This is a genomic window from Fibrobacter sp. (assembly GCF_045112255.1).
In the GTDB taxonomy this organism is placed as follows: domain Bacteria; phylum Fibrobacterota; class Fibrobacteria; order Fibrobacterales; family Fibrobacteraceae; genus Fibrobacter.
Genome location: NZ_JBGUHR010000044.1, coordinates 1 through 17,854 on the forward strand (window position 1 = coordinate 1; position 17,854 = coordinate 17,854).

General features: G+C 47.8%; 17 protein-coding genes and 1 pseudogene. 11 read left to right on the top strand and 7 right to left on the bottom strand.

Features of this window, described 5'->3' with window-relative positions; translation table 11 throughout:
- Positions 1 to 151 (top strand): annotated as a pseudogene (gene nifH / locus ACJMM9_RS05945) (nitrogenase reductase); the annotation flags it as partial.
- Positions 152 to 237: 86 nt separating this feature from the next.
- Here the strand turns inward: nifH and mnmA are convergent.
- From mnmA to ACJMM9_RS05965, 4 genes are all read right to left on the bottom strand, one after another.
- Positions 238 to 1,338, bottom strand: a complete 1,101-nt coding sequence (mnmA, locus tag ACJMM9_RS05950; RefSeq protein WP_405324694.1) for a tRNA 2-thiouridine(34) synthase MnmA — start codon at positions 1,336 to 1,338, stop codon at positions 238 to 240.
- Positions 1,339 to 1,636: 298 nt separating this feature from the next.
- Positions 1,637 to 2,569: a cysteine synthase A gene (gene cysK / locus ACJMM9_RS05955; RefSeq protein ID WP_088641598.1), complete on the bottom strand. Its 933-nt coding sequence runs from the start codon at positions 2,567 to 2,569 to the stop codon at positions 1,637 to 1,639.
- A 110-nt stretch (positions 2,570 to 2,679) separates the two neighbouring features.
- Entirely contained in the window at positions 2,680 to 3,966 is a 1,287-nt protein-coding gene (locus tag ACJMM9_RS05960; RefSeq protein WP_405324696.1) for an O-acetylhomoserine aminocarboxypropyltransferase/cysteine synthase family protein, read from the bottom strand.
- A 472-nt stretch (positions 3,967 to 4,438) separates the two neighbouring features.
- On the bottom strand, positions 4,439 to 5,455 hold the full coding sequence (locus ACJMM9_RS05965) for a helix-turn-helix transcriptional regulator (protein ID WP_405324698.1): 1,017 nt from the start codon (positions 5,453 to 5,455) through the stop codon (positions 4,439 to 4,441).
- Between the two features lie 113 nt (positions 5,456 to 5,568).
- On the opposite strand from ACJMM9_RS05965, the gene ACJMM9_RS05970 reads away from it, so the two are divergent.
- From ACJMM9_RS05970 to ACJMM9_RS06000, 7 genes are all read left to right on the top strand, one after another.
- Positions 5,569 to 6,090, top strand: a complete 522-nt coding sequence (locus ACJMM9_RS05970; RefSeq protein ID WP_405324700.1) for a phospholipase D-like domain-containing protein — start codon at positions 5,569 to 5,571, stop codon at positions 6,088 to 6,090.
- A 152-nt stretch (positions 6,091 to 6,242) separates the two neighbouring features.
- A complete protein-coding gene (locus ACJMM9_RS05975; protein WP_405324702.1) occupies positions 6,243 to 6,590 on the top strand; it encodes a hypothetical protein in 348 nt (115 codons plus the stop codon).
- Between the two features lie 77 nt (positions 6,591 to 6,667).
- Entirely contained in the window at positions 6,668 to 6,904 is a 237-nt protein-coding gene (locus ACJMM9_RS05980) for a hypothetical protein (protein WP_173560936.1), read from the top strand.
- A gap of 18 nt (positions 6,905 to 6,922) precedes the next feature.
- Positions 6,923 to 7,999 carry a hypothetical protein gene (locus ACJMM9_RS05985; RefSeq protein WP_405324704.1) on the top strand — a complete coding sequence of 359 codons (1,077 nt, stop codon included), beginning with the start codon at positions 6,923 to 6,925 and terminating at the stop codon, positions 7,997 to 7,999.
- 90 nt (positions 8,000 to 8,089) lie between these two features.
- Entirely contained in the window at positions 8,090 to 10,393 is a 2,304-nt protein-coding gene (locus ACJMM9_RS05990; protein ID WP_405324706.1) for an AAA family ATPase, read from the top strand.
- Positions 10,394 to 10,633: 240 nt separating this feature from the next.
- On the top strand, positions 10,634 to 10,828 hold the full coding sequence (locus tag ACJMM9_RS05995; protein WP_405324708.1) for a hypothetical protein: 195 nt from the start codon (positions 10,634 to 10,636) through the stop codon (positions 10,826 to 10,828).
- On the top strand, positions 10,816 to 11,409 hold the full coding sequence (locus ACJMM9_RS06000; RefSeq protein ID WP_085491286.1) for a GNAT family N-acetyltransferase: 594 nt from the start codon (positions 10,816 to 10,818) through the stop codon (positions 11,407 to 11,409). Before ACJMM9_RS05995 ends, ACJMM9_RS06000 begins: the two co-directional genes overlap by 13 nt.
- A 15-nt stretch (positions 11,410 to 11,424) precedes the next feature.
- Here the strand turns inward: ACJMM9_RS06000 and ACJMM9_RS06005 are convergent, their stop codons facing one another.
- Both ACJMM9_RS06005 and ACJMM9_RS06010 read right to left on the bottom strand, forming a co-directional pair.
- Complete coding sequence (locus tag ACJMM9_RS06005; RefSeq protein ID WP_405324710.1) at positions 11,425 to 12,255, bottom strand: ThiF family adenylyltransferase; 831 nt, start codon at positions 12,253 to 12,255, stop codon at positions 11,425 to 11,427.
- Between the two features lie 24 nt (positions 12,256 to 12,279).
- Entirely contained in the window at positions 12,280 to 13,503 is a 1,224-nt protein-coding gene (locus ACJMM9_RS06010) for an aminotransferase class V-fold PLP-dependent enzyme (protein WP_405324712.1), read from the bottom strand.
- 251 nt (positions 13,504 to 13,754) lie between these two features.
- On the opposite strand from ACJMM9_RS06010, the gene ACJMM9_RS06015 reads away from it, so the two are divergent.
- A complete protein-coding gene (locus tag ACJMM9_RS06015) occupies positions 13,755 to 15,131 on the top strand; it encodes an FISUMP domain-containing protein (protein ID WP_405324714.1) in 1,377 nt (458 codons plus the stop codon).
- Positions 15,131 to 16,102 (top strand): EF-P lysine aminoacylase EpmA, encoded by a 972-nt coding sequence (gene epmA / locus ACJMM9_RS06020; protein ID WP_405324716.1) that lies wholly within the window; start codon positions 15,131 to 15,133, stop codon positions 16,100 to 16,102. The genes ACJMM9_RS06015 and epmA overlap by 1 nt, the downstream gene beginning before the upstream one ends.
- Positions 16,103 to 16,215: 113 nt before the next feature.
- Here epmA and ACJMM9_RS06025 read toward each other — a convergent pair whose 3' ends face one another.
- Entirely contained in the window at positions 16,216 to 16,734 is a 519-nt protein-coding gene (locus ACJMM9_RS06025) for a TlpA family protein disulfide reductase (RefSeq protein ID WP_405324718.1), read from the bottom strand.
- Positions 16,735 to 16,785: 51 nt separating this feature from the next.
- Between ACJMM9_RS06025 and ACJMM9_RS06030 the strand changes: the two genes are divergently transcribed.
- Positions 16,786 to 17,853 (top strand): type IV pilus twitching motility protein PilT, encoded by a 1,068-nt coding sequence (locus ACJMM9_RS06030; protein ID WP_088631124.1) that lies wholly within the window; start codon positions 16,786 to 16,788, stop codon positions 17,851 to 17,853.
- Position 17,854 lies beyond the last annotated feature (1 nt).

The following is a 17,854-nucleotide window of genomic DNA, read 5'->3' on the forward strand; positions in this document are numbered from 1 at the left end:
ACCGAATTGCAGCCAGGCCAACGTCTACCGCGAACTCGCGAAGAACATCGACGAGAACGAACTCTTCACCATCCCGACCCCGATGACGCAGGACCGCCTCGAACAAATTCTCATCGACTACGGTATGATGGAAAAAGACTACACCATTTAAAACATTTTACTGCCAACTATCTCTTAAAAAGCAATCCTACCCAATCGGGTAGGATTTTTGTGTAATTGGCAAATTTTTTTCTTCTTTTACTTCCCGATGATTCCGCTTGCAACCACGCCTTTATCCGCGTAGAGCACGAGCACTTGTCCTGGTGCCGACGCAAATTGCGGCTCGTCAAATTTCACGCTAATCGTGCCAGCGGCAGTGTCCAATGATGTAATTCTTGCAGTAGCGCCTTTGTGTCCGAGGCGAATGTGTGCGATGAGCGGCTCTTTCAAAAGCGGTGAAGTCTCCGAAACCATCAAGTTCAAGTCAACGGCAGAAACTTCCGTACAGCTTAAAGCGCTTCGCGGTCCAAGAATCACCTGATTGTGGTGCGCATCAATTGCCACAACGTAAAGCGGTTCTGCTTGTCCGCCAATGTTGAGACCCTTGCGCTGCCCGATTGTATAATGCACAATGCCCTTGTGCTTTCCGAGAACTTTGCCGTTCACATCGACAAAATCTCCGGGAACGTTGTCGCTCTCGTCAAACAGTACCGAGTAATCGCCGCACTCGATAAAGTCCTGGCTTTCGCGCTTTGTTGCAAAATCGTCCCAGCCGATTTCCTTCGCGAGCGCTTTCACGTCTGCTTTCTGCATTCCACCGAGCGGGAAAATTACAGTGGAAAGTTGCTCTGCCGAGAGTCGCGATAAAAAGTATGTCTGGTCTTTATGTTCGTCTAGCGCTTCGTACAAGAACGGAAGATCGGGATTCTTGAAATCGAGTCGTGCATAATGTCCGGTTGCAAAGTAGTCGAAGTCGATCCCAAGCTTGCGCGCGGCATGCTGTAGCGCTCCGAACTTGATGCTCTGATTGCAGCGTACACACGGATTCGGCGTTCGCCCTGCACGGTATTCCGCACGGAAGTAATCGAGAACTTCGCGCTTGTAATCTTCGGCGACCGGAACAACGTAATGCGAAATCCCGAGACGCTCGGCAACGAGTTTTGCCTCTTCGATATTCTTGTCTTCGCTTGGGCCGTAGCAGCCTTCGCGACCTTCAACCGCAGGCATTTTTACGGAGCCGTCCCAAGTTGCCATCGTCATGCCGACAACTTCGTAACCTTGCTTTTTTAGTAAATACGCAGAAAGGGCGGAGTCCACACCGCCCGACAATCCAACAGCGACACGCTTTTTCTGTGACATGTTAAAACCGTTCTTTTTTGAAAATTGGTGATCCCGGCACAAGGCCGGGATGACAATGCGTTGTATAAAACACAAATAAACGCTAGAGAGGCGAATGGAACCTTCTAGCGTTTGCATTCAATAAGCTTTTGTTGAGAGGATGGTTTCTACCGCGTAGCGAATGGAACTGCGAGGCACTTACCATACTTTTTAGACGAGAGAGGAAAGACTAGAGACGAGAGATATTTTATTGCACAAAGTGCCATATTACCCTTTCGTCTGTAGCCGCAACGCGGCGTTCTTTCGTCTAACCACTTAATTAGTCAGCGAAGAGCGGAGTGGAGAGGTAACGGTCGCCGCTATCCGGGAGGAGTGCGACAATCGTCTTGCCCTTGTTTTCCGGACGCTTTGCAAGTTCGATTGCTGCATGCAAAGCTGCGCCAGAAGAGATACCCACGAGAATGCCTTCAGCCTTGGCAATTGCCTTGCCGGCAGCGAAAGCGTCTTCGTTCTTGACCGGGAGAACTTCGTCGTAGACAGAAGTGCTCAAAGTATCCGGGATAAAGCCTGCGCCAATGCCCTGGATCTTGTGCGGACCTGCAACGCCCTTGGAGAGTACCGGAGAAGATTCCGGTTCGACAGCGACAACCTTCACGTCAGAATTCTTGGACTTGAGGTATTCGCCAACGCCCGTGATCGTACCACCAGTACCGACACCTGCGACAAAAATATCAACCTTACCGTCCGTGTCTTCCCAGATTTCCGGACCCGTCGTAGCCTTGTGGGCAGCCGGGTTTGCCGGGTTCACGAACTGTCCCGGAATGAAGCTGTCCTTGATTTCGGCAGCGAGTTCGTTAGCGCGGGCGATAGCGCCCTTCATGCCCTTGGCACCTTCAGTGAGAACGATTTCTGCACCGTAGGCCTTGATGAGCTGGCGACGTTCGACACTCATGGTTTCCGGCATCACGATGATGATGCGGTAGCCGCGAGCGGCTGCGACAGAAGCAAGACCGATACCCGTGTTACCAGAAGTCGGTTCGATAATCACGGAACCCGGTTTGAGCTTGCCGGCAGCTTCGGCGTCGTCGATCATTGCCTTGGCAATACGATCCTTGACAGAACCTGCGGGGTTGAAGTATTCGAGCTTTGCCACAATCTTAGCTTGGAGATTGTTTTCCTTTTCGATGTGGGAAAGTTCAAGGAGGGGGGTATGACCGATAAGCTGGTCAGCAGATGCGTAAATTTTAGACATTGTAGAATCCTTTTATTTAGTTAGAAGTAGGAAGTAGGAAGATTTTTGCTTGCGGTGAAGTTTATTTTGCTTTAACTTCCTACCGCCTACTTCCTACTGTCTACTGTTTTTTAAATCTGATCCAAAGCCTGTGCGAGGTCGTTGATGATGTCTTCGTAGTGTTCCGTACCGATGGAGAGACGGATCGTTGCCGGAGAGATGCCTGCTGCGGCGAGTTCTTCCGGAGTGAGTTCCGAGTGGGTCGTGGTGTACGGGTGAACAACGAGGCTCTTCACGTCGGCGACGTTAGCGAGCAGGCTGAAAATCTTGAGGCTGTCGATGAACTTGAAGGCTTCTGCCTGACCACCCTTCACATCGAACGTGAAGATGGAGCCACCGCCGTTCGGGAAGTACTTGGTGTAAAGTTCATGCTGCGGATGATCCTTGAAGCTCGGGTGGTTGACCTTTGCAACTTTCGGGTGCTTGGCGAGGAATTCGAGAACCTTCTTGGTGTTTTCCACATGACGGTCAAGGCGGAGAGAAAGCGTTTCAGTGCCCTGCAAGAGGAGGAATGCATTGAACGGGGAAATTGCTGCACCTTCGTCACGGAGAAGAATAGCGCGGATGTAAACGATGTAAGCTGCTGCGCCAGCTGCTGCCGTGAAAGGCACACCGTAGCTCGGGTTCACTTCGGTGAACTGCGGGAACTTGCCGGATGCTGCCCAGTCGAACTTGCCACCGTCAACAATCACGCCGCCGAGAGTCGTACCGTGACCGCCGATGAACTTCGTTGCAGAGTGAACGACGATGTCGGCACCGTGTTCAATCGGACGAATCAGATACGGAGTACCGAAGGTATTGTCGATCACGACCGGAATCTTGTTCTTGTGAGCGAGTTCGGAGATGGCTTCGATATCCGGGATGTCGGAATTCGGGTTGCCGAGCGTTTCAATGAAGACGAGCTTCGTGTTGGACTTGATGGAGCTTTCGACTTCCTTGAGGTTGTGGATGTCGACGAAAGTCGTTTCAATGCCGAACTTGCTGAGCGTATGTTCCAAGAGGTTGTAAGTACCACCGTAGATGGAACGCTGTGCGACCACGTGGTCACCCTTGCGGGCGAGAGCCGTGATGGCGTAGGTGAGGGCTGCTGCACCAGAAGCGACTGCGAGACCTGCGATACCGCCTTCGAGAGCAGCGATGCGCTTTTCAAAAACATCCTGCGTAGTGTTGGTGAGGCGGCCGTAAATGTTGCCTGCATCCTTCAGGTGGAAACGGTCAGAAGCGTGCTGGGCACTGTGGAACACGTAAGAGGTGGTCTGATATATAGGAACTGCGCGGGAATCGGTTGCCGGGTCTGCCTGTTCCTGACCAACGTGGAGCTGAAGAGTTTCGAAATGGAGCTTGTTCTGAGTCGTCATATTATTTAAATCCTCTTGTGCGCTTTGCGCAAATTTTCGCGTTCGCCCGAACGTTTTGTAACTGTTGGCGTCGGGCGACGCGATTGTTAATGGGTTTGCTCAATCCTGAGCGTTAAATTTTGGCGGTATTAGGCCCGCCTGCCTTCGGCTTGGTTACACATTCGACATCGCATAGTGAAATCCTCCAGGCTCTTCCCTTGCGGGGTGCCTCGTTCGTTTGACGTGCATAATTTAAAAACTTAATCCTACTAGTCCAATAGGAAAATAGGATGAATTATAAAATTTTTTAAGAAAAGTTGCTTGTTTATAGGAAAATTCTATAACAAGACCGTAATTTTGGTAATAACGAGGGGGATTTTGCTGTCATTCCCCTAACGGGGCTGACTAGTTCGCCTCGGATATAGAAACATGCAAGCATGTTTCTGCATCACTCGGCTCCTTTGTCATTCCCGTCTCCGAGCGGGAATCTCCCTTATCTTTCGTACTTATTTACGAGAGCCTTCGCCGTTTCCAGTATCATCTGCCTCAACTTTTTTGGCTGTTGGACCGTCGCGATGTTCCCATAATACATAATCCACTGCTTGAGCAGCTCGTTTACCTCGACCTTCATCGTCACGCGAATCTCGTCGTCCGGCGCGTCTTCCATTTTCATGGATCGGTGGTACGGGCGTTCCTTCAAAAAGTTCTTGGCGTATTTCGGGAAGTAAATGACGACCTTTTCTTCTTGCGGATTCTGTTCGCCCAAAAGCAATGAGCCTGTGCGGATGCGCTTGCGTAGTGATTCGACCATCTTAGGGTCTTCTTCAAAAGTCTCCTTCAGCAATTTTACAGACTCAATACGCTGCAATTTTAATGTGTAAGTTTTGTCGGGGTGGTGCTGCGAAACGCAGCCGATATAAATGTCTCCGTGACTTATGGCGACCATCAGCGGAACGCGTGGCTTATCCGATGGCGTTCCCCAGTTGTCTGTGTATTTTATCTGTACCTTCCGCTTTTGACGAATCGCGTTCAGAATAGTCGGCAGGTTCTTGCTCACGTCTTCATCGTAATTGGGCGGAGTCCCCATGAAGAGAATGCGCCCGCTTAATTCTTTCGAATAGCTCTTCAAAACATCTTGCTGCTTTGCGGGCAAATCCTGCGTGATTCTCTTGGTGAGGTCGTCGATAAGGCTTGCTGTTGCCGGGTATAAGTTTGCAATGCGCTGCAAAAAGACAAAATGCAAAACCATATCGCCAAACTCCGGGAATACGAGCTTGTTCGCACGTTCGAGCGCTGCCTGGTAATAAGTCTTGCCTCCATCGGAAATGCGCTGGATGTAACGGCTTTCGAGATTTGTCAAAGCTTGCATGTCGCGCTGCACGCTCCGCAATTCGTTTGCGGGAATATCCAGATTGCGTATGATATCCGTAACGCTGTAACGGTTGTTATAGTGTGCCATCAGGTACACAAAAATTCGCACCATGCGTTCGCCGCGACCCGGATTTTCCATAAGACCTCCGTCCTTGTCATGCCGGACTCCGTTCCGGCATCGCCATCTCGTATTTTTAATATATATAATTCCGACGACATCTATTGTCGTGCGACAATACTATATTTCTTTCCATGTCCACGTTCACCAAGTACATCCAAAACGAAGAACACTATTCCGAAGTGATTTCCCGTATCGCGACAGTCCGCGAAACGCTCTGGATCGGCACCGCCGACATCAAGGATGTTTACGTGAAGCAGAACGGCGAATCAATTCCGCTGCTCGGACAACTTGCAGGATTGCTCAAGCGTGGCGTAGGCGTGCGACTCATTCACGCAAAAGAACCCGGCCCGAACTTCCGCGAAGATTTTGACCGCTATAAGATTCTCTCAACCGACCTTGAACGCGTCATGTGTCCGCGAGTCCATTTCAAGATGATGATTTTCGACCTCGAAACCGCTTACATCGGCTCTGCAAACTTGACAGGCGCAGGTATCGGCATGAAAAGTTCCCTCCGTCGCAACTTTGAAGCGGGAATCCTCACGAACGATTCGCAAATCGTCGAATCTGCCATCGAACAATTTGACACGCTTTGGATGGGTGCCCACTGCGAAAAATGCGGCCGCCAAGAATTCTGCGGAGATAAGATCAAGTAGTTAAAATGTCATTCCCGCCTCCGAGCGGGAATCTCCTTTATGGTCGTATCAACGACATTAACTGTCGTGCGCTGAATCTACATTTTTGATAGTCATAAAACATAAAGGAGTTGATTATGGCTATTGAAAAATGAAGGAACTGGGAATTTAATATGGCGAATTACCCTAGTGCAGATTATTTCAAGGATTTCTTGCATAAAATTTATCCTTGCAAGGAACCTTTTGAATTGTTTGTCGTTGATAAGAAACCTAAGACAAGGGCTGGCGTTTATATCTATGATACGCACAGAATTCGTATATATGCTACTTGGGGACATTTAAAAGAAACGGCTATACATGAATATGCTCATCATATTCATTATACGGAATGTGGTTCGAAGGCTCGTGGAGAACGCCTTCATGGACCACAATTTTGGGAAATTTATGGAGCGTTGATGTGTGTCGCTGTTCAAAAAGGTCTTTATGTAGAAGAGCGCGTTGAAAAAATTGCGAAATTTTAGCTTTTAATTAATAATTATTGCTTGTTCTTGGTTCCGTATTTATTTTTATATCATGAATTATTAAAAGGTTCTATAATATGACTATACATGAAGCCTTAGATTATCTTGTTAATGAAAAATATGAAGTTACAACATGTATGATAGATACTGGATTTGGTTTTGTTGAATCTTGGACTTGTCGTAAAGAGAAAAAAGAAGTTGTACTATATGATTGTGGGGACGACAAGCAACTAATAAATTTTTCGACATTTTCAAATAATGAAAGACTGAATTTACTTTCGATGTCGGATTTTGTAAAAAAACTGAATGAATGACCTTTTTAAGGAGTGCTTATGGGCGTTGTTTATGCAGAAATGATGCGGGAAACCAAAAATATTTTTGAAGGCCTTAATGATGTTAATTATTGGCCTTATATTGGTAAAGGGTATTTTAAATGCCCTGAAAAAATTCTTGTTTTAGGCGAATCACATTACCTTACGGATCCAAAGCTGAGGGCGGAAAAAGAAAACGATCATTTTTTGACCAATGATGTTCTTGTTGGTGATTATTTAGATCAAAATTACACTCAAAGTTTTGGTTCTTTTGCCGATTTTCCCAAATTGATTGGAATGCCAAGATATAGAGGTTTTCGAAATACTGCAAAAATGCTTGCTCATTCAGGACCGAAATGTTCTGACTATGTATGGGAAAATCTAGCTTTTTTTAATTTTTTTCAAAAACCAGTTGGGCCCCGTCCGAGAAATCATGATTGGCTTAAAGCCGATTATGATAACTATATTGACATGTCTAGATTAGCTTTTGAAAAAGTGATGGAAAAATTAACGCCAGATATTGTTATTATATGGGGAATGAAGGATTTAGATAAAAAGTGGCTTCCCGCAAATAAAAAATCTTTATATCCTGGCGTTGTGTTTTTTCCGATTAATCATCCTTTCGGTTATATACAGCGGACATATATTGAAGAATGGAATGATTTTGTGAAAAAAGGGAATATGTCAGAGAAATATGCTACTCATCATCCATTTTATGCAAAAATAGAAAAACTTTTTGGAAATGTGAAGCAACAGTTGGGAAGTTTAAAATCTGTTCCTAAATGGTATAGTGAACGATCTATAGGGTTTAAATTGGATTTAAATACGAATGTACCAAATGCAATGGTTATGCTTGCAACTATGGATGAATTAGGAAAGATGAGTGTGACGCTTTCAACAAGACGAGAATCGGTTGAAGAAACGAAAAAAATAGTTAGTCATCCTTTTTTTGATGCATTTGATCAGAATCGTTGTTTGAATGAAGATGGTGTTTTTGAATTATGTTCATTTGATTCAAATGCTTGTGATGAAGATTTAGTATCGGCTATTTTGAGAATATTGCATGTGATGAACGATTATCGGAATAGCTTGATATAGCGAACTTATTAAATAATTCTTCCCCCTCGCACGACATCAATTGTCGTGCGTTTCTTTTATATTGCATGGTGCAAAATTGAGGTTAAAACCATGCAGTTACATTACGAAAATACAATCGAAAATTACTTTAAAAATAAGCGCGAAATGCTTGGTAAAGAAGGTGTCTCTGAAAAGTCTCTGAGCGGTCAGCCGACTTTTATGGACTTGAAAATTGTGGAATTTTGGAGCCGCTTTATGCGGTATTATCCAGATGGGGATTGTAGGGTCTTTTGTGACAAGTATATGACGGATGAATGCATTGCGACTTTTTTGGATAGAGTGTATGAAGCCCGTGAACGCATTGAACTTCCTACTGGAATTACGACGGAGATTGAGAATAAGTGGTACAAGGCGAAGGATCTTCTTGAAGAATTCCATAAAAGCCGAAGGATCATTTTTGCTAAGCATTTCCTGAGCTTTGTTGCTCATTGGGGCGATGGTGATGCTTATACGCGTCGATTGTTGGCGCAATCAATTGCGGAATGTGCTTCGATTTGGCTTGCTGGCGGATGCGTTGAAAGCGATGTGTCGATGCAGAGGGCTTTTGAATTGAAGCGTCTTTTCCATCTTTCGGATGAAGCCTTGGATCTTGTGCTGTACTTGTGGCTTCGCGATCATCATAAGATGTATTTTAAGGTTGAAAAAATTTCGACGATGTTCGATTATTTTGATTCGTCCGAACGTGGATCGTTTAGGCGAATTTCTTTGATTGCGGGATTGGAACCGGCGACATTGCATGACCTCTGTTCAAAGGAGAGTGCACTTATCAAGTTTCAGCTGGTGCGTATGGAGGAATCGAATCGAAATGCAGATTTGAAAATCAAGCGGCGGGAACTGTATTTGGCGAGCGAGGTGAGCGATTTTCTGTATGGATTTTCGGATATGTCGAGAATTATGGATTTGAAAACTGCGCCAAAGCCTTGTGTTGATTATGCTCAAATTGCCAAGACGAATCCGCAGGCATCCTTTGTTTTGCAGATGCTGAAAACTCATCAGAATGGCTCGCCTCTCAATATCCTTTTTTACGGTCGTGAAGGGACGGGAAAAACGGAACTTGCGAAAGCGCTTGCTCAGGAGTTGAATGTTCCTTTGTTTGCTGTGGGCTTGGGTGACGAATCTATGGATAAGGAATCCTTTTTGCAGACTCGTTTGCGTTCTATGTTGCTTGCTGATTGGGAATGTGAGCGGAGTGGTGGCATAATCCTGATGGACGAGGCTGATTTGGTTTTGAATCAGGCGGAAAAAGGTTTGCTAAATATCATTTTTGAGAATCTGAAAACGCCTGTTATTTGGATTACGAATAATATTGCGTGTGTTGAAAATAGCACTCGTCGCCGGTTTGACTATTCGTTGGAATTTTTCACGTTCAGTAATAAGGAACGCGTTGCGATTTGGCAGTCCGTTCTTAAAGCTCAGCAGGCGGAATCAATTTTGTGCAACGATGAAATAGAGAATATTGCGAAGGAAATTCCTGTAATGGCGGGAAGTATTACTTTGGCGGTTCGTCAAGCGCAGCGGATGCAGGCGGTGGATTTTTCCCCGTTGAATGTGGTTCGTGAAATTGCGACGTCTCATGCCAAACTTTTGTGCATATCGATGGGCTCGCAGAAAACGAATGAAAGTGAATATAATATGGAATGTGTCCGCATTTCTAGCGGGGATATAAAGAATATTGACTATGTCGTTCCGATGCTTAAAAATTTCGATGCGCAATGGCGTGCTTCGAAATTGAATGGTCGCAGAGAAAATTTGAATATCTTTTTGTACGGTCCTCCGGGAACGGGGAAGTCGGCTTATGCAAAGCATATTGCTCAAGATATTCTTGGTCGCGATTTGCTCGTGAAACGTGCAAGCGATATCCTTGGCGGAATTGTGGGCGATACGGAACGCAACATTCGTGAAATGTTCCGAGAAGCTGAACAGAGCGATGCTATTCTTTTCATTGACGAGGCTGATAGTTTCTTTGAAAATCGTGGCAATGCGAAAAATCACTGGGAAGTGACTTTAGTCAATGAATTTATTTGCCAAATGGATTCGTTCAATGGAATGCTTATCGCGGCGACGAATTACGAGAACGTTTTGGATTGGGCTATCCGTCGGCGTTTTCAGCTGAAGCTAGCGTTTGACTATATGGAATCTAAGCAGGTTTCGAAAACATGGACATCGTTCTTTGGGGATAAATGCCCAAGAGAAGTTCTTGCTTGCGATAACGTGTCTATCAGCGATTTTCAGAATGTCCGCCGTAAACTTGCGTATGTCCCTGCCGACTTGCGCACACGAGAACTGATTTTGCAAAACATGCTCGAAGAAATCGCCAATAAAGATGACCATCAAGGCCGCAGGCTGGGACTGTAAGTTATTTTACAGTAAAGTTACAAATCGCCGCTTGCCACTATATTCAAATATTGATACATTAATGCATGACCCTTGAAAAGGCCTCAGGCATCCGAGAAAAATCGGATGCTTTTTCTTTTTTTCAAAACTAGGAGGCTAAATGAGTCAAGAAAAAATACATTCGTATTCAGTTGGATTCCGGCAACGGCGATATTTAGAATTGCAAATTGGAACGTTAAAATGTATATTAGGAGAAAGATTATGGCCCTAGCAATTAGCAATATCCCGATTTTGACGGATGCGGTGGCGGAATCTTTCGTGAAAAAAGCGGAAGAGGCAGAACGTAACCGCGGATCCATCGACTTTACTCGGCAACATTCCGAGTGGAGTGGGTTTGATATGCGCAATGCTGCACGAATTGCTAAACTAAGGGCTGAAGGGAAATGGCCTTTTTAGAATCTAATTGCATTCGCACGGCTCTGACTCCATCAGTTTTAAATCGTTGTAATACTTTTTCTTGTGGTAACGAAGACCTTGATTCGTTCTTTTCTAGGGATGCCGTTAAGTATAGCCAACAGCTGATGGGTAAAACCTATGTTTTTGTGGATTCTTCTACTTTGAAAGATGTAGTTTGTGCTTTTACTGTATCTAATGCAAGTATTTTTACGAACTATCTTCCAAATGCACGAAAGAAACAGATAGGCAAAAATCTACCTTGGGAAAAACGGGACTTGATATATCCTGCTGTGTTGATAGGTCGACTTGGTGTAGGTGTACCTTTTAAGAAACAGCATGTCGGAAGCGAACTGCTTGATTATATCAAACAGTGGTTTGTTGATCCTGATAACAAGACCGGATGTCGTTATCTAGTGGTTGATGCGTATAATCAGCCTGTTCCGCTTTCGTTTTATGAGGCTAATGGTTTTCGGTACATGTTTTCATCTGAAGAACAGGAATGTCGGTATCGGAATATAGAATCGTCTGCGGCTTTGCATACTCGCATGATGTATTTTGACTTAATGCTATTGTCGAATTGAGTTCGCTGGTGTAACTCACTCAGCTTTCAACGCTTTCTGGTAAATGTCGTTCATCACGAGGCCCGCAATCATGAATCCGAAAATGGCGGTGGCGTGTGCCATGGTGCCGTTGATTTGGGCCTTGCTGCTGCACCATTCGTGATCGACGAGTTCCGCGTTCTTGAGTTCTGCTTCGCTCTTTTCCTGGCGAACTTTCGGGCACATGCAGGCGGCGGTTCCGCAAGAAGAATTTTGACCACGGTTTTTCAAGAGCTCGTCGCTGTAAACGCACAACACTTTCTTGGCGAGCTTTTTCTTTTTGCGCTTGAACTTGTCGCGGAGTGCACGTGCGAGCGGGCAACCGGCAACTTTCCAGAATTCGGCGACCTTGATTCGCGTCGGATCCATCTTGAGAGCGGCTCCCATTGAAGAGAATACGGTGGCCTTGGTGCGCGTGGCGTGCCAAAGCAACTGCATCTTGTTTTCGAGACTGTCGATGGCGTCGATGATGTAGTCGAAAGTGTCCAGCTGGAATTTCTCGGTGTTTGCTTCTTCGTAGATGTCCTGCAGTGCAATGATGTTTGCATGCGGATTAATTTCTAACAAACGATTCTTGAGGACTTCGACTTTGACTTGGCCAACTGTTTTTGTGGTGGCCATCAGCTGGCGGTTCACGTTGGTAACGCACACGCGGTCCGAATCCACCAGAACAAGTTCCTTGATGCCGGAGCGAACGAGGCTTTCGGCGCACCAGCTGCCGACTCCGCCGAGTCCGAAAATGATGACGCGTTTTTGGTAGATACGGTCCATAACATCGTTCCCGAGAAGGAGCGATGTGCGGTTAAAAATCCCTTTTTCAATTCCCATGAGAATCCTGCAAACTAGCGGAATTTACCCGAACAAACGCAAAACGCGCTTGATGCCTGCGACAAAACGATCGATATCGCGTTCGAGCGTGTACACGCCAAAGCTCAGGCGGAGCGTGGCGTCAAGCCCAAAGCGGTCCATCACCGGTTGCGCGCAATGGTGACCACTGCGTACAGCGACGTTTTCTTCGTCGAGAATCATGGCCGCATCACCGACGGCGATGTTGTCCAGCGTGATGCTGATGAGCGCACCGCGTTCCTTCGGGTTGCCGAGGACTTTCACTTGCGGGATTTCGGCGAGTTGCTTCAGTGCATACTGCGTAATTTGTTCTTCGTGCTTGCGGATGTTGTCGAGGCCGACGTTGTTCAGCCATTCGATGGCCTTCCCGAGGCCGATGACTTCGGCAATGGCAGGCGTTCCTGCTTCAAATCGAGCAGGAACGTCAGCATAAGTCGTCTTTTCGAACGTGACGTTCTTAATCATTTCGCCACCGCCGTGCCATGGCGGCATGCTGTCGAGTACGTCGTACTTGCCGTAAAGAACGCCGATGCCGGTCGGGCCGTACATCTTGTGGCCGCTGAACGCGAGGAAATCGCAGTCGAGCTTCTGCACGTCAATCTTGATGTGGCTAGAGCTCTGGGCGGCGTCAATCAAAATTTTGGATTGCGGGGCGAGACTCCGGACGGTTGCAATGATTTCTGCAATTGGGTTCACGGTGCCGACGGAATTGCTCACGTGGGTAACGGCGACCATTTTGGTGCGCGGTGTCAAAAGTTCCGGGAGCTTGCTCAAGTCCAAATCGCCGTCATCGCGGACGGGGATGACCTTGATCTTTGCACCCTTCATTTCGGCAACGAGCTGCCAGCTCACAATGTTTGCGTGGTGTTCCAAACCGCTGATTAAAATTTCATCGCCTGCTTCAAAGAACTTGCGTCCGTAGCTCCAGGCAACGAGATTGATGCTTTCGGTGGTGCCGCGCGTAAAGACGATTTCGTCTTCGGATTTTGCGTTGATGAACTTCGCAACGTCTTTGCGGGTCTTTTCAAAGGCTTCGGTGGTGCGTGCGCTCAGGCGGTAAACCCCGCGCTTCACGGAGCTGTAGTGCTCGCGGTAAAAATCGTCCATCGCGTCGATGACGCTTGCGGGCTTCTGGGTCGTGGCGGTGCTGTCCAAAAAGGCGAGCGGCTTTGCTTCTTTGTCGCCTGCGACCAACATCGGGAATTCATTGCGTAAGACTTCTGCGTTCATGCCCACAAAGATAGAAATCCTCTATAGCCGGAGTCAAATTCAAGTAAAATATTATTAGGGTTAAAGATTTTTTTTGATTATTCATTAGGGATTGTTTATAATTCGTTATATATTAAAACTATTCATAGAGTTATCTCGACTTAGGTGTTGTCATCTCGAGCTGTCATCCTCGAAGCGAAGCGTAGGGGAACCATTATTTCTCGAATGGCATTTGTCGAGGGATCCAGTTAAGTTTCAAATGAGGAAAAAACATGAAGAATCTTTTTTTGGCAAGTTTGATTTGTTCTGCAATTTTGGCGCAGGGTGGTTTTGCCCAGGAAGCGCTCCGCAACGCCGTTGATTCCAATAACTGGAAAAAGGTGAAAAAGATTGTCAATTCCGGCGAACTCGAAGAAATCTATTGCGGTCAGATGTCGGCGAAGAATGCGACGAATATTTATGGCAAGCATTTTAAGCAGATGCCGGATGAAGCGTTTGCTGCCTGCCCGTCCCAGTTTGCGTACGGTTTTGGCCCGAAGGTGTGCTCGATGGCGAATGCCGCGAATGCCTGCTCGGGTGTCATCAAGTATTTGCTCGCCGATGGCGAAAAGGGAAGTGCAAAGGCTCTCAAGACGCTTGACGAGGTGGCTAAGGCTGCAACGAAGACGAAGGCTTTTGGAAAACAGTCGCTCGTGAGTGTCGATACGACGGTCTGGAAACCGTGCCCCAAGAAAGGCGCTGCACGAACAAAGTGCATTGCCCAGTGCAAGGTGGATGCAAATTCCCTGATGGCCATTGACCACGATGTGAACTGCAAGACGAAACCTGAACAGATGGTGGACAAGACGATCAAGGTCTACAAGCCGTCTCCGGTTTTTGCAAGTTTGCGCGAAGGCCTTTCCGAAGGCTTCTGGAAAGCTCCGATGTCTGTTGCCGGGACGTATGCCGCACTCGCTGGCAAGTATGCGAAGGTGCTCTCGATTCCCGATACCGCTGTGACGGGCCTCCATTACGTGAAGACTTGGGCCGCCAAGCATAAGGGCGCTTCGCTCCCGGGCGGTCAGCTGTTCCGCTTCTGCACGGCGTGGAAGGGCAAGGTCGATCCGATTCTCTCTGAAGCAGGCTTCAGCGCTCGCTGCCCAGTGTTCAAGAATTTTGTGGACAAACGAGATAAGCAAGTTTACAAGGTCAAGGAAATTGGTGGCGTAGACTGGTTCGTCGAGAACTTGAACTACAATGATCCGGATGGCTCAATCTGCTACGACCGCGACGATGCGAACTGCAAGACGTTCGGCCGCCTCTACACGCAAGAAGCCGCCAAGAAATCTTGCCCGGCGGGCTACCATCTCGCTACGGATGCCGATTGGAAAAAGCTTGAAGAATACGCCGGTGGCGCACGTTCTGCGGCGCTCAAGCTCAAGAGCAACGGCAGCGACGATTACGCATTCACGGCCATGTTCGGTGGCTACGCCAACAAGACCGGCGTCTGCACGACGATGGGCGAGGGCGCTTATTTCTGGACGGCGGATTCCGAAGAGGATTCTCGTGGCAAGGCTCGCACAATGTTCAGCTCCGATAAGGATGTCGGCTCCATCTCCGTGGACCCGAGTTTCTATCTTGCGGTCCGTTGTGTAGCCGGAGCTGATTAATGGAAAATCTCAAATCGGGCGCATTTGCGCCCACTTGCACTCGTGAAACTTGGGTCAAGCGCCAAGCGCTGATGGCCCGCATCCGTGATTTCTTTGTTCGTCGTAATGCGCTCGAAGTCGAGACTCCTGTGCTTTCTGCATACGGCGGAACGGACCCGCAGCTCGATTACTTTGAAATTGAGGACCCGAAGCGGTTCATGATGACGAGTCCGGAATTTCACATGAAGCGCTTGCTTGCGGCGAAGTTCGGCGACATTTTTCAGATTACAAAGTCGTTCCGCAAGGATGAATTTGGCGGTCACCACAACAACGAGTTCTCGATGGTGGAATGGTACCGCGTGGGTATGCCTCAGGACAAACTTATGGACGAAGTCGAAGACCTCGTGAGTGAAATCATTGGAACCAAGTTAAACGCCCGCCGCACCCGCTGGATTGATGCTTTCAAGAATTACGCTGGCGTAAATCCGTTCTGCGAAAAGCTCACGGACTTTGCAGATGCTTGCCGCGCTCGCGAGATTCCCGTGCCCGAAAAGAGCGAAACGCTTACGCGCGAAGACTGGTGGGATTACCTCATGGTGTTCCTGGTGGAACCTGCACTCGCCAGTAACGGTCCCGAGTTCATCTTGGATTATCCGCCATCGCAGGCGGCTTTGGCGCAGACGTACGTGGATGATGAAGGTTACACGTGGGCCCGCCGTTTTGAGCTTTTCGTGAACCAGGTGGAACTTTGCAATGGCTATACGGAACTCACGGACCCCGTGGAACAGCGTCGCCGCTTTTATGCGGACTTGGAAATTCGCAAGGGGATGAATAAGCCCTTACCGCCTATCGACGAACGATTCCTTGCGGCTCTTGAATCGGGAATGCCGGCTTGCTCTGGCGTGGCTCTCGGGCTCGACCGCCTGTTCATGCTCGCTCTCGGCAAAGAAGAAATCGCCGACGTAATCCTCTTCCCAAGCCCTATTGCTTAATTAGATGAAAGATCGCTTGGCTTGAAGAGCAAAGACGAGAGAGGCGAGTGTTGCAACTTTAATCTTTCGTCTCTCGTCTGTAGCCCGCGATATCGGGCGTTCTCTCGTCTAAATTATAATCCCAGCAGTCTTTTGAGCTCGTGCCGGACTTTGAGTTCGTTGAGCGTTCCGACATCGACGTGCTGGATCTTGTCGTCCTTATCGACCACGAAACTCACGGGAATCACGCCCGGGTTTCCTAGCGCCTTGAGCGCGTCGTAGTTCCAGTGGAACATTGTCCACGGAATTTCCATACTTTTCTTGTACTTGCGGGCGACCTTCTTGGAATCGTCCTCGTCGATCATCAGAATCTTGAGTCCCTTCGGACCGAAATCTTCGTGGAATTTCTTAAGAGTCGGAAGTTCCGCCCGGCATGCCGGGCACCACGATGCGGTAAGCACAATAAGCGTTGCTGCTCCCTTTTCGCTTGCATAGTCCGATTTTCCCCCCATCACATCGTCAGCCGTGAAGTTTACGACGGTCATAGGGAAGTTCAGACGCTGGTGGGACTGTGCTTCGAAAGCGTAAAACGCGAAGCCGAGGAAAATGACTGCCCCTACCCATGCGAGTATTTTATAAGTGGATGAACGCATTGCATAAAGAATTTATGAAATTTTTGGGCTTTTTAAATTATATTCTAGTGCATGGCATATAACATTCAAGATCTTTTAGCAGAAATGGTCAAACGTGGGGCCTCCGACTTGCATATTACGGCCGGCGCACCCCCTCTTATTCGTCTTTCCGGCAAGCTCACCCCGATTGGGGAGAATAAGCTCAAGCCCGACGAAACCATGCGTATGACTTACAGCTTGATGAATGAAGCCCAGAAAAAGACTTTTGAACAGCAAAAGGAATGCGACTTTTCATTCGGTATTGCAAATCTTGCGCGTTTCCGTGCGAACGCCTACTTGCAGCGTGGCTGCGTGGCGCTTGCCCTCCGTATTATTCCTCTGGATATCAAGACATTTAAGGACCTTGGTCTTCCGAAGATTATGGCTGAATTTACGACACGCCCTTCTGGCCTTGTGCTTGTGACGGGCGCTACCGGTTCTGGTAAGTCCACGACCTTGGCAGCCATGATCGACAAGATCAACAAGGAACGTCACGATCACATCTTGACGGTTGAAGACCCGATTGAATTCTTGCACAAGCACCAGGGTTGCATGATCAACCAGCGTGAAGTCGGTAGCGATACGCACAGCTTTGCCCAGGCGTTGAAGATGGCCCTCCGTCAGGACCCTGACGTGGTGCTCATCGGCGAAATGCGTGATTTGGAAACGATCCGCTCGGCACTCACGATTGCAGAAACGGGTCACTTGACTTTTGCAACGCTTCATACAAACTCTTGCGTTCAGACGATTAACCGTGTGGTGGACGCTTTCCCGAAGGGGGAACAGCAGACGGTGCGTACACAGCTCTCGTTCGTGCTCCAGGGCGTCATTTGCCAGACCCTCTTGCCCAAAATTGGCGGTGGCCGCGTGATGGCGTACGAGGTCATGAACGTGACGCCGGGTATCCGCGCTTTGATTCGCGATGACAAGGTGCACCAGATTGAATCCATGATTGAAATTGGTCAGAAGTTCGGCATGAATACGATGAACATGTGCTTGTGCGACCTCGTCAAGAACCATAAGGTGGACCGTTTCGATGCGCTTGCTCGTTCGTCGAGTCCGGATCAGTTGGAACAGTTGTTTGTAAAGGAAGGGGTGTAAT

Excerpts from the sequence above, each read along its gene's own strand:
- ACJMM9_RS06005 (WP_405324710.1), bottom strand. The coding sequence starts at position 12,255 with ATGGGAATTGAAAAAGGGATTTTTAACCGCACATCGCTCCTTCTCGGG.
- mnmA (WP_405324694.1), bottom strand. The coding sequence starts at position 1,338 with ATGTCACAGAAAAAGCGTGTCGCTGTTGGATTGTCGGGCGGTGTGGAC.
- cysK (WP_088641598.1), bottom strand. The coding sequence starts at position 2,569 with ATGTCTAAAATTTACGCATCTGCTGACCAGCTTATCGGTCATACCCCC.
- ACJMM9_RS06025 (WP_405324718.1), bottom strand. The coding sequence starts at position 16,734 with ATGCGTTCATCCACTTATAAAATACTCGCATGGGTAGGGGCAGTCATT.
- ACJMM9_RS05995 (WP_405324708.1), top strand. The coding sequence starts at position 10,634 with ATGGCCCTAGCAATTAGCAATATCCCGATTTTGACGGATGCGGTGGCG.
- ACJMM9_RS05960 (WP_405324696.1), bottom strand. The coding sequence starts at position 3,966 with ATGACGACTCAGAACAAGCTCCATTTCGAAACTCTTCAGCTCCACGTT.
- ACJMM9_RS05970 (WP_405324700.1), top strand. The coding sequence starts at position 5,569 with ATGTCCACGTTCACCAAGTACATCCAAAACGAAGAACACTATTCCGAA.
- ACJMM9_RS05975 (WP_405324702.1), top strand. The coding sequence starts at position 6,243 with ATGGCGAATTACCCTAGTGCAGATTATTTCAAGGATTTCTTGCATAAA.
- ACJMM9_RS06010 (WP_405324712.1), bottom strand. The coding sequence starts at position 13,503 with ATGAACGCAGAAGTCTTACGCAATGAATTCCCGATGTTGGTCGCAGGC.
- ACJMM9_RS05985 (WP_405324704.1), top strand. The coding sequence starts at position 6,923 with ATGGGCGTTGTTTATGCAGAAATGATGCGGGAAACCAAAAATATTTTT.
- ACJMM9_RS06000 (WP_085491286.1), top strand. The coding sequence starts at position 10,816 with ATGGCCTTTTTAGAATCTAATTGCATTCGCACGGCTCTGACTCCATCA.
- ACJMM9_RS05990 (WP_405324706.1), top strand. The coding sequence starts at position 8,090 with ATGCAGTTACATTACGAAAATACAATCGAAAATTACTTTAAAAATAAG.
- epmA (WP_405324716.1), top strand. The coding sequence starts at position 15,131 with ATGGAAAATCTCAAATCGGGCGCATTTGCGCCCACTTGCACTCGTGAA.
- ACJMM9_RS06030 (WP_088631124.1), top strand. The coding sequence starts at position 16,786 with ATGGCATATAACATTCAAGATCTTTTAGCAGAAATGGTCAAACGTGGG.
- ACJMM9_RS05980 (WP_173560936.1), top strand. The coding sequence starts at position 6,668 with ATGACTATACATGAAGCCTTAGATTATCTTGTTAATGAAAAATATGAA.
- ACJMM9_RS06015 (WP_405324714.1), top strand. The coding sequence starts at position 13,755 with ATGAAGAATCTTTTTTTGGCAAGTTTGATTTGTTCTGCAATTTTGGCG.
- ACJMM9_RS05965 (WP_405324698.1), bottom strand. The coding sequence starts at position 5,455 with ATGGAAAATCCGGGTCGCGGCGAACGCATGGTGCGAATTTTTGTGTAC.